Below are 11,568 nucleotides of genomic sequence, written 5' to 3'. Positions count from 1 at the left end.
TTAGTGTGGTAAGCGATCTTTTAAAAGTCCATATGAAAAAGTGCCCAGCAGGGCGCCTGCCAGAACGATGAGCATGACACTATAACCTTGTCCTATCAGTACAAATATTGGTCCGGGACATGCGCCGGTCAGTGCCCAGCCTGTACCGAAGATTATACCGCCAAACAGGTAACGTTTCCAGACACGGTCTTTGGGCGGGAATTTCGTTTTATTCAGTCGCAGTCCCAGAATACCGGCTATGACGGCTGTGCCGATAATGCCGTACATATGGAAGGACTGAAAGCGGAACATTTCCTGTATGCGGTACCATGATATTGCTTCGGATTTGCTCATAATGATACCGAAGAGGATACCTGTAAAAATGTATTTCATGTTAAAATATTAAAGGGAAGATGAGATGTGTCATAAGCAGTCCGCCGGTGAAAAAGCCGGTAACAGCAATAAGGGATGGCCATTGCAGGTTTGATAGCCCGCTGATGGCATGACCTGAAGTACAGCCGCCTGCATAGCGGGAGCCCAGGCCTACCAGGAAGCCACCGGTCAGCAGGACTGTCCATCCAAGTTGCGCAGGCAGCATTTGTCCGTTAAAGGTGATGTGCAGCTGTTGCAGATCGTGGATGGTATCAGCAGATAATTGCAGGGGTTTACCGGAGGATAGCCATTGTTGTGAAATAAAGCCACCTGCAATGGTGCCGGCCAGGAAAAGCAGGTTCCAGTACTGGCTTTTGCGGTCAAATGAAAAGAAGGAAGCTACTTTCCCGGCGCCTGCTATGCTACAGATGGTGCGCAGGTTGGAAGAGAATCCGAAGGGTTTTCCCTGCCAGGCCAGTATAAGCATGATGCCGGCAATAGACAGACCGGAAACATACCAGGGCCAGGGTTGTTGAAGGTAATAGAGTAATTGCATCACATCGTTATTTTAATGATGCAAAGTTCAGGAGCAGGGAGGAGAAGTACAGTGACCCAGATCACACAGGGCGTATTCCATTTTTACCCTGGCAATATTTCTATATAGTTCCGGTGAAGAACAAGTTTTTTTTGTTGTTCCAGTTTTTTGAGCAGGCGGGATATTACTTCGCGGGAGGAGTTCAGGTCGTTGGCTATTTCCTGGTGGGTAAGCTGCAGTTGCGGGCTTCCCAGGGCCTTTTGCTGATGTTCAAGGTAAATGACCAGCCTTTCGTCCAGTGCTTTGAAAAGCACCTGGTCTACTATCTGCAGGAGTTCTTCAAAGCGGCTGCGGTACGTTTCAACAACAAAGCTGTACCAGCTTTTAAATTCCTGCATGAGGGATTCCATGAGTTGTAAGGGAATCATCAATACTACACTGTCTTCTATGGCTTTGGCCATGATCTCGCTGGCAGGGTGGGGGCGGCTGGCGCACACCATGGATAGGGCGCAGGCATCGCCGGGCAGCAGGTAATACATGAAAAACTCATCGCCTTCTTCTCCTTCCCGGTATAGTTTCAGCCGGCCTTCGGTGACAAGCATAGTGGAACGGAAGTATTGCCCTGTCTGGATAAGCCTTTCTCCTGCAGAGATCTGTCTGACAGTGCAGTGTGCGGCTATCTGTTCTTTCAGTCCCTGTTCGAAATGCGGGAAGTGCTGATCCAGGTATGCGATGGCATTCATAATTTCGGTATGGTTGGAATGGCAAGGTAAAGAATCGCAGCCTTAAAATGATATTTTTGCTTTTGTCATAGCGGTGAAAGAGTATTTTAGTGATTATTGAATTTTTCCGGGCAAATGACAAATATCATAGCACCATGATACCTATTTAGTAGCTTTGAGCAGCAAATTAGGGGTCAATGAATGATTTTATAGCCGCCAGGTCACAAATGGCCTTATCCTTAGGCTTCCACATTGTATTTTCCTGCATAGGCATGGTCATGCCGTTCTTTATGGCAGTAGCGCATTTCTTATGGTTAAGAACAAATGATGTAGTATACAGGAATATCACCAGGGCCTGGAGCAAAGGCGTAGCCATTTTCTTTGCTACAGGAGCGGTATCCGGTACTGTCCTCTCCTTTGAATTAGGCCTGTTGTGGCCTGAGTTCATGAAACATGCAGGCCCTATTTTTGGTATGCCTTTCTCTCTTGAAGGAACGGCATTTTTCATAGAGGCGATAGCGTTAGGCTTCTTTCTGTATGGCTGGGACCGTTTCAACCGCTGGTTCCATTGGATCACCGGTGTGGTGGTAGGTGTAAGCGGCCTGATATCCGGTATACTGGTGGTTGCAGCCAATGCCTGGATGAACAGTCCTGCAGGTTTTGATTATGTGAACGGGCAATACCTTAATATAGATCCTATTGCTGCAATGTTCAATGACGCCTGGTTCTCACAGGCCCTGCACATGTGTGTGGCGGCCTTTGTAGCTACAGGTTTTGCCGTAGCTGGTATTCATGCCCTGATGATAGTAAGGAAGAGGAATGTACATTTTCACACACAATCCTTTAAGATAGCAGCGGTCTTTGCCTGTGTGGCAGCCATATTACAACCGTTAAGCGGAGATATTTCCGCGAAGGATGTGGCTAAGAGGCAACCGGCAAAGCTGGCGGCCATGGAAGCGCATTATCATACGGAAGCTGCTGCTCCGCTGATCCTGGGCGGTATACCGGACGATGAAAAACAGGAAGTGAAATATGCAGTGAAGCTGCCTGGTATGCTGAGTTTTATGGTGCATAGTGATTTTAACACACCTGTTACCGGGTTGGATAAAGTGCCTGAGAATGACAGGCCTCCGGTAGCAATAACACACTTCGCATTCCAGATCATGGTAGGACTTGGTATGCTGATGCTGCTGATCTCTTTGTTATATTTCCTTGCCCTGTGGAAGAAGAAGAGCTGGCTGGAAGGCAAGTGGCTGATGAGATTGTTTGTGCTGGCTACTCCTATGGGCTTTATTGCCGTGGAAGCCGGATGGACAGTGACGGAAGTGGGCCGTCAGCCGTGGATCATCAATGGTATTATGCGTACTGCCGATGCTGTTACTCCTATGCCCGGTATTGTATACTCATTTTACATCTTTACGGCAGTATATATTTCCCTTTCACTTATAGTAACTTTCCTGTTATACAGGCAGATAAAAATGGTGGGCAGATTATATGATGTTTCACCTGCAGTTTAAAAGTTCAGTATCATGATTTATATAGTGATCGCATATTTATGGGCAGCTATTCTGTTATACATCTTATTGGGCGGAGCAGATTTCGGGGCGGGTATCATCGAGATGTTCACATCCCCGAAAAATAAGCAGTATACCCGTACTACCATGTACCAGGCCATAGGGCCGGTATGGGAAGCCAATCATATGTGGCTGATCATTGCCATTGTGGTACTTTTTGTTGGGTTTCCTGCTATTTATACCACTGTTTCCACCAGTCTGCATATACCATTGGTGATCATGTTATTTGGCATTATTGCCAGGGGAACGGCCTTTACCTTCAGGCACTATGATGCTGTGGTAGATAACATGCAGAAGGTATATAACAAGATCTTCGTGTATTCCAGTTTTGTAACGCCTTTCTTCCTGGGCGTAATAGCTGCCAGCACTGTATCGGGTAAGATAGATCCTTCTGCGGGCGATTTCCTTTCTGCCTATGTTTTCAGCTGGCTGAACTGGTTTTCCGTAGCAGTAGGCTTTTTTACAGTTGCCATTTGTGGCTACCTGGCCGCCATTTTTATCATTGGCGAAACAACTGACGATGGCAGCCGCCGCCGTTTTATCCGTAAAGCAAAGCAAATGAATGTTGCGGCAGTGGTGTTTGGGGCGTTGGTGTTCATTGCGGCAAAGACAGAAGGTATTCCGCTGGATAAATGGATGTTTGATAATGTAGTGGGAGTGGTGGCAATCATTGCCGCATTGGCTTCGCTGGCATTGTTATGGTACCTGTTGCTGAAGAAGGGGAAGGTAGTGATTATCCGTGTACTGGCAGGATTTCAGGTAACAATGATCCTGCTGGCCATTACCCTCAGGCACTATCCTAATATTGTGATCATGAAAGGAGGGAAGTACCTCTCTCTTGTAGAGCATGCGGGCCAGGAGAAGACTATTTATTCTCTTGCCATGGCCCTGCTGCTCGGTAGTATTCTCATCCTGCCGGCCCTGTTCTACCTGATCTATAGTTTTCAGAAGAACAAGGGAGAATGGCATTGATATTATTTCAGTTGCCGTTGTAATTGTACAAAGGCAGAAAGGAACATTTTGTATTTGCTTTCCGTATCCGGCCAGTTGATATTATTTGTTTCAAACAGCCTGGCAATGATCTCACTGGACTTTCTGCAATCGTCCTTATCGAAGAAAATGAATATCCAGTCCTGCGGCAGCTGATCAAAAGATTTCAGTTCAAAGCCATTTCCGTATATCTTCAGCGGAGTAGGGATCGCCCGCACTTCCAGCGATTGTTTATTGATGGCCATAGCCCAGTCAAAATATGCTTCCCAGAAATGGAAGTGGCTTTTCAGGCGTGCAACAAGCTCCGCATCACTTTCCTTGTGAGAAGCAGGTATGCGCCATTCATTATTTTTTCTGGAAAAGGGATCATGTTTATCGTCTTTTACTTTATTGGAAGAGCCGTAAAAGGTATATGCCCCATCTGATCTTCCTCCTGTCAGCGTGAAGACCATTTCTTCTTTATCAAGCGATTTTATTTCCAGTTTTTTTACCTCGTTACGTTGGTTATTGAGGGATAAGGTTTTACCGTTCATGCCCCAGGTGCCGTATTCAAAACTGTACAGGTAACTGGTGTAGGTGCCATCCGGCATGATATTGATAAAACTGCCTGCATTCAGGGAGGTATCATCACTGAGATTATGAAACCATACTTTACTGAGTTTACTCTTATCCGAATTGCATCCCGCAAAAATAAGGCAGCAGATAGCGGCAAAAAGGAACAGGGATCTTGTTTTCATGTACGCAATTTAGTCTTTATATTTTATATTTTACAATATGATGACGGGAGAAGAAAGTATCATAACCTGGTTTTTGACCGGTGAAAAGAGGAAAAGGGCAACTTCCCGGTATTTTAACAGGAAGAGTAAAAAATACCCTTTATTTATCGCTGTTTACCTCCCGTTTTATATATTCCTCCCCGTTAGAAAAAGGTAGTATTCCTAATAAATGTTCCCCGTACATTTATAATATTAATGTGACGTATTAAAAATAATTATGTATATTTAATTTAATAATGAGATAAGCCTGTATTGTGTTCCAGGCGAAAAAAAACTTTGATTCTTTACATAATATTTTAACTTCGCTCTCGTTTTGACATAGTCAACTATGTAATTTTTCATAACTATTTAAAAAAAGGAGGTATCGTATTAATGCATGATTTATAAAAGAGGTTAATATCTGAACATTAAAGGGGACTGCCAATAAAGCCCAACATTAGAGTATTTTTTAATTTTAAACCATATCATCGAGGCCGCTTGCAGGGGGAAAAACGCAAGATGGATGACGGCTTGTATGACCATAACATTTGAAAAACCATGACATTAAGACCGAACCAGCGCGGGCAATTGCTCATTGCCGCAACTCTATTTTCATTTCTTGTAAGTTGTACGAAAAAAGAAGACCTTAGTTTAGAGAAGCTCGATACAACTGCAGCGACAAGTACTACCACCACAACCACCCGCCAGTTTACACTGGTTCCGGATGCCTATGGCAGATTGACCATAGATAACAAAAGTGGTACCTATAAACCTGGTGATATACTTAATCTGAAAGGCAATTTTTCTTCAATTTCCATCTCCAACATGAGTGGAAGCAGTTCCGGCTTCATTGTTATTCAGAACCTGCCTGGTACTGTTGTGAATGTAGGGAATCCTTCCTGGAACGGAGGCGCTTACAGCTGGGCACTTTCTTTTTCAAACTGTCACTATCTCAGGGTAGGCGGTGTTGCGGGCAGCAAGACCAATTTTATTGTCAACGGTTCAACACAGGCTTACAGGGAGGCATATTTTAACGTTCACCTGGGTAATCATACGGACAACTTTGAGCTTTGCCGCATGACTATCAACAATGGTGGTACCGGTATTGTTGCCAAAACTGAACCAGTGAAAGGAGACGCTACTACGGCATATCCTAATTCAACAATGGCTAATCTGTCCATTCATGATCTGACCATTAACAATACCAGGAATGAGGCAATGTACATAGGCCATACCGCTACTTACTGGGACCTGACTGCTAATGTGCCTTATTATGGCGCTCCATCAGGTTTCACTGCAGGGCATACCTACGTACAGCCAATTAAATGGTATAATGTGAAGATCTATACCAACCTGGTACAGAATTCAGGTCTGGATGGTATTCAGACAGCTGCTATTGACAAGCTGGAAGTGTATAACAATGTTGTTACCAACTGGGCTACACAGCACAACTCCGGTCATAATGGAGGGATACTGATAGGTGGCCGTACCCGCAATACTTATACTCACGATAACTGGGTACATGATGGCTGGGGTGAACTTTGCCAGTTCTATGGTTCCGGTGGTACAGGCATTACACACATCATTAAAAACAATCTTTTTGTTAATAACGAGAGCGATGGTGTAAGCATGAGAGGAGCTGAGAACGCAATTGTACAGGTGCTTAACAATACTGTTTCAATGACAAAAGGTGTAAGTGTGCGTATCAATGGTTACAGCGGACAAACAGGCAAGAACATCGCTAATGCGAATGCACTCATTGCTCCGATGAAAGGTGTGGGCACTATCTATTCCAAGTATTACATCTACCTGGAAAACGGGGCTCAGGCAGTTGAAGGCACTGGTACACTGGCTAACGTGAAAGCTGCTACTGTAGCGGCTGCAGGTGTGAATGTGAATTCATATTATGCTCCCCTGGCTACCACGCTGTTAACTACAGCAGGTTTCAGGAAGAGCTGATCATTTTTTCTCAAAAGATCACTGTTTCTCCCTGTACTCAGAGTAGTGCTGAAGTATTGTTTTTACTTCCGGGTAATGGCAATGCTTCAGTATCCTATGACTGCTATACACATAAGAAAGAAGGACTGCCTGCTGGCAGTCCTTTTTATTGCACCCCCATAAATAAATAGCATCAGGGCATTACTGTTATCTCCGTTCCTGCGCTCCAGTGTTTAAACTCTGGTGTATAATAGAGATAGGTATTACCAGCTTTGCCTTTGTAGGTACCTGGAATTTCCGCTTTCAGATCAAGGCTGATCTTTTTGGTTTCTTCCCTGCCAAAGCCCATCCAGTACAGGACCAGGTAATTATCGAATGTTTCATAGAAAGCTACCTGGCTTTTCTCCATGATCTCTTTCAGCTGCCAGGATTGTGCTGTAAGCCCAGCGGGAATACCGATCTTTGCAATAGCCATAGGTTGTAACGCCGCTTTTACATTCTTTACTTCAATGTCCATCCTGACAGTCTCTCCGACCTTTGCTTTATTGGTGCTCAGGCGTGTAGCCATTTGCAGCTCTGCTTCGGGACTGTTGGGTGGCAGTAAGGTAAAGTAAGATATCTCCAGGTTGTAAGGCATCGTTTCATTGTTTGTTGCATAACGTACAGAGAACGTATTTGCTCCTTCTTTCAAACCGGTATTGACATTCTTTCCTGTGATAGCCTTGCTGCCGTTAAGCTTCATTTCCATAGAAGATTGCGCTGCTTTGGCGCCGGCTGCTTTGTAATATTCTACAATAGCCTGTAGGGCCAGTACGGTAGCCTGTGTGGAGCCATACCCGAAGTAAGATTTCTTCTCCATGATCTTAGTAAGTATCTCTGCCATCAGTGACAGGCGTGGCGTTTTCTCCCTTGCCAGCGCCAGTACATACAATGCCTGTGTTTCTATCTGCAGAGACTCTGCACGGCCATTCACCATACTTGTCTGTGAGGTGAGGCCCGGTGTGTTCAGCACATCCATCAACGCGGCATAATCTTTTTCATTACCCATATTACTGGCAGATAATGCCGTCATTGCCAGCCTGTAGGCATCCCTGGTTTCCAGCGCACGCTGTACAGCCGTTTTATATTCCAGGTCAATCTCCTCTTTTATTCCAGCCTGTGTCAGCGCATACACAATATAGGTGTTGGCAACATCAGACGGTACTGAATAGAAATTGTAATGCCCTCCGCTCGTTTTAAAGCCGCCTTTACCATCTTTCCGGCTCAGCAGGAAAGATCTTGTGCGGTCCATCATCTTCTGATCTACTTTGATGAAAGGCTGCATATCTGTGAATTCCAGTAAACCATAAGCCGTCAGCGCTTCATGCGGAGGTGTATGACCGAACCACTCAAAACCATTTACAGGTGTTTCAAAACCTATCAGCCGCTGGTATCCTTTTTCTATATAGTCAAGCGCTTTTGCTTCTATCTCAGGATTGATCCTGCCTGATTCTTTCAGGTATTTCAGAATGAGAATGTTGGGATAGGTACTGGAAGATGTCTGCTCAAAGCAGCCATGCGGCTCCCGCAGCATGGACGCTATGCCGTCCAGCAGCTGTCCTTCCACGCTGGCAAATGTTTTCAGCTCAGATTGCAGGCTGCCGGGAACTATAGCGCCGATATTAAAGCTCAGGTCTGTTTCCTTGTTGCCTGAAATAGTGGTAATAACGGGGAAGCCTTTCTCTGCTGCTTCCACCGGCAGGGATATTGTTTCCGTATTGTATGCGCTGCTGACGGTGAACCGGATATTTCCTTTCAATGCACTGGTTACAGTTACCGGTATTAACATCTGCCTGGAGCTGTTGGCCGGCACTTCGATCTTATTCTCAAAATTCCCTGTCACTATCTGAGGTGGCACTGATACACCAACAGTAGCTGAAAGGTCTGTTTTACCGTTGTTGGTGATCACAAGTGGCAGCTGTGCGTTATCGCCTACAGTCAGATAAGGAGGTATTTTAGCATCAACGCTCATAACACCTTGCACTGCATAGGTAAACTCTGTTCTTCCCGGTGTTCCCTCATAGCCCAGGCCTTCGGCAATGGCGCGAAAAGTAGTGGTAGCGTCGGAATTATAAAATTCAACCGTGGCGTCTCCGTTGGCATCTGTCTGGATAACAGGGTTCCAGTAAATGGTTTCACGGAAATCGTCGCGTTGCTTTGTTTCAGGCGAATGATACAGGGGGGCGTAAAACCGCCTTGCCACATCATAGGAATTGTTCTTTGCACTGATTTCCTTTGTGCTATAGTAATAGGTCCTGGACAGGTTGACATGAAATCTCTTGTATCTCATGGATTTGGAAGTAATGACAATAACCCCGTTTGCTGCCCTGCTGCCATAGAGGGCTGTAGCTTCTGAGTTTTTGAATACTGTCACACTTTCAATATCGTCAGGCTGAATATCTCCCAGTTTCTCAAAGGGTATACCATCTACGATAATAAGCGGCTGCTGTGTACCGGCCAGGGAGCCAGATCCCCTTATCCTGATCTGGGGATCACTTCGGGTAGCCCCGGCTACTCCTGAGATGCTTATACCTGCTGCTTTCCCTTGCAATGCGGTTAATGGTGATTGAGCAACGATAGCATCTTCCCTGATAGTGACGATACAGCCTGTGGCGGTACTTCTAGTGGTAACACCATAAGCTATTATGACACTCTCGTTCAACTGCTGGACTTTAGCCAGATCGCCTACAGGTTTATCGTCCAGTATCTTGTCCATTTTCTTTTTTGTGATCAGTGGAGGAGGAAGCCTGTCATCATCAAAAGGAGAGGTGTTGTTTTTCACGGGGAGAGGAGTATACCCTGTTCCATGCTGCAGCACTTTGATATTCACTTTTTCTCTTCTCTGCTCAGAGCGGGCTACCAGCTGGTAACTGGTCTCCGGTGTTATATCTGTGAAGAAAAAGATGCCATCCTCATTGGTTTGCTGTTTGATCACGGTTGCAGGCGTATTGTTCAGTACCTTAGCCCTGTCTGTTTCTATGAGGTATACAACAGCTTTTACCGGTTTCCCTTTCTTATCCTGTACTACTCCGCTGAGAATATTATTCAGATCAGGATTATATGCCGGTTCCTTTGCTTTTTCCACAGCTTCTATATAATCGAAATACCGGTAACCATGGGTGAGCATAACCAGGTCTAACGCCGGCACAGCGTTCTTTTCTTCTTTCTTAAAATAAAACTGCGGCTCTTCTATTTTACCTTGCAGCTCAGAGCTCATCAAAAGCCAGGAAAGGATATGGTCCTGTTTATCATCTGCGAGTGACCATAGCTTGTCATCAATAACAGCCATGGAAAAGTTTGAAGGTATAGGATTACCTTTCTCATCAAGCGTTTTCAGGCGAAGGGATACTTTTTCCCTGGGCAGGTATTTCTCTTTATCTGCTGTGATCTTTACCTGTAAGATCCGGTTGTGATGCAGGAAGGCTATTCTTTCCGCCAGCGGCGTTCTGTATTCGTCTGTGATAGTGAAACGTGCTATGCCTGAAGGAAAATCAACCGGATCCACCTCTATAAACTGTTCTCCTTTCTTTAACTGCATTTCTTTCCGGTAATACACTTTATTCCTGCTTTCGCCGGTAAGCGTGATCCTGATAGCTTTTGTGGCGGCTATCCTGAACAGCAGGAGGCTGTCCTTCCGTGTTGCATTCATCACCACCCCATTCTTTACAGCAACAGGAAATTCATACGCCTGACCTATGCCGGCAGGAGAGGTGATCTTTGCCGTATAACGGATGTTGGGCTGTGGTGTGAAGGAAAATTGACCCATACCGTTGTGATAACTCTCAAAGGAAGCTACTGTCTTCCCGGCAGGATCAGTTATTATACCTCTTGCATCTACCGGTTTGCCAAATTCATTGATGGCTTTAAATGCTACGTTGGTAACCAGTCCCTCTACAAATGCGCCTCCTTCGGGCATGAACTGAAGATCTACTTTATCCAGCGAAATCGGTATGCTGCGGGAAATAGCTTCTGTATAAAGTTCATATTTAACAGTAACATTCAGCAGTCCATCATTTGTATTCAAGGCTGCAGGAAGCTTAAACCTGATCTCTGCTTTACCGTTCGCATCAGTTTTAAAAGTACCTGATTGTACTTTTATTCCGCCTATAGAGACCGTATAGTCGGCTACATGATTTGTTATAGGATGGTCCTCCAGGTTGCGCATGGAATAAGTAGCGGTCACCTCGTCTCCCGGTCCGTATCCTTTCCTGGGGAAGTCCAGTTTCATCAGTATTCTCGGGGCTATGGTCTTCTGGAGGGTGATCTCTTTTGTAAACCAGGTGCCTTGTGTCTCGTTCTGCATCCATGCAGTATAGGCCCTGAGCTTGTAGATGCCGCCATTGAAGTCCTTGCCAAATTCGAAACTACCTTCGGCATAGCCATCTTCAACCCTGTAGCTGAGTTTCTTCAATACATTGCCCGAAGGGTTCAGAATCTCGACATATACTATCCTGCTGACAGTAGTAGGTGTCTGGTCTTTGGCGTTGACCAGGTACACTTTAAAGAACATGTCTTCTCCGGGTTTAAAGAATACGTGATTGGTATGTATATAGATCTTTTCCTTGTTGTCATTGTAGTTATACAGCTGCGCAAAGCTTTTGACTGTAAAGAGGCAAAGCAGGAGCATAGTCCGGCAGCATATTTTTATAGCGTCCCCCATGGTA

At 45.3% G+C, this 11,568-nt stretch carries 8 protein-coding genes; 3 read left to right on the top strand and 5 right to left on the bottom strand.

The window, feature by feature from the left end:
- The 3 genes from GO493_RS14005 to GO493_RS13995 form a co-directional block, all read right to left on the bottom strand.
- On the bottom strand, positions 1-372 hold the full coding sequence (locus GO493_RS14005; RefSeq protein WP_157306824.1) for a DUF6691 family protein: 372 nt from the start codon (positions 370-372) through the stop codon (positions 1-3).
- 1 nt (position 373) lies between these two features.
- Complete coding sequence (locus tag GO493_RS14000; protein ID WP_157306822.1) at positions 374-907, bottom strand: YeeE/YedE family protein; 534 nt, start codon at positions 905-907, stop codon at positions 374-376.
- An 83-nt stretch (positions 908-990) separates the two neighbouring features.
- Positions 991-1,629, bottom strand: a complete 639-nt coding sequence (locus tag GO493_RS13995) for a Crp/Fnr family transcriptional regulator (RefSeq protein ID WP_157306820.1) — start codon at positions 1,627-1,629, stop codon at positions 991-993.
- Between the two features lie 176 nt (positions 1,630-1,805).
- On the opposite strand from GO493_RS13995, the gene GO493_RS13990 reads away from it, so the two are divergent.
- Complete coding sequence (locus GO493_RS13990; protein WP_157306819.1) at positions 1,806-3,125, top strand: cytochrome ubiquinol oxidase subunit I; 1,320 nt, start codon at positions 1,806-1,808, stop codon at positions 3,123-3,125.
- Positions 3,126-3,137: 12 nt separating this feature from the next.
- Entirely contained in the window at positions 3,138-4,154 is a 1,017-nt protein-coding gene (locus GO493_RS13985) for a cytochrome d ubiquinol oxidase subunit II (protein ID WP_157306818.1), read from the top strand.
- Positions 4,155-4,156: 2 nt separating this feature from the next.
- Here GO493_RS13985 and GO493_RS13980 read toward each other — a convergent pair whose 3' ends face one another.
- A complete protein-coding gene (locus GO493_RS13980) occupies positions 4,157-4,909 on the bottom strand; it encodes a hypothetical protein (RefSeq protein WP_157306817.1) in 753 nt (250 codons plus the stop codon).
- Between the two features lie 576 nt (positions 4,910-5,485).
- Here GO493_RS13980 and GO493_RS13975 point away from each other — a divergent pair.
- Positions 5,486-6,886, top strand: a complete 1,401-nt coding sequence (locus GO493_RS13975) for a right-handed parallel beta-helix repeat-containing protein (protein ID WP_157306816.1) — start codon at positions 5,486-5,488, stop codon at positions 6,884-6,886.
- Positions 6,887-7,058: 172 nt separating this feature from the next.
- Here GO493_RS13975 and GO493_RS13970 read toward each other — a convergent pair whose 3' ends face one another.
- A complete protein-coding gene (locus GO493_RS13970; protein WP_232538840.1) occupies positions 7,059-11,531 on the bottom strand; it encodes a TonB-dependent receptor plug domain-containing protein in 4,473 nt (1,490 codons plus the stop codon).
- Between the last annotated feature and the right edge of the window lie 37 nt (positions 11,532-11,568).

The organism is Chitinophaga tropicalis, assembly GCF_009758205.1.
Taxonomy (GTDB): domain Bacteria; phylum Bacteroidota; class Bacteroidia; order Chitinophagales; family Chitinophagaceae; genus Chitinophaga; species Chitinophaga tropicalis.
This window is presented reverse-complemented; position numbering and strand designations above follow the sequence as displayed.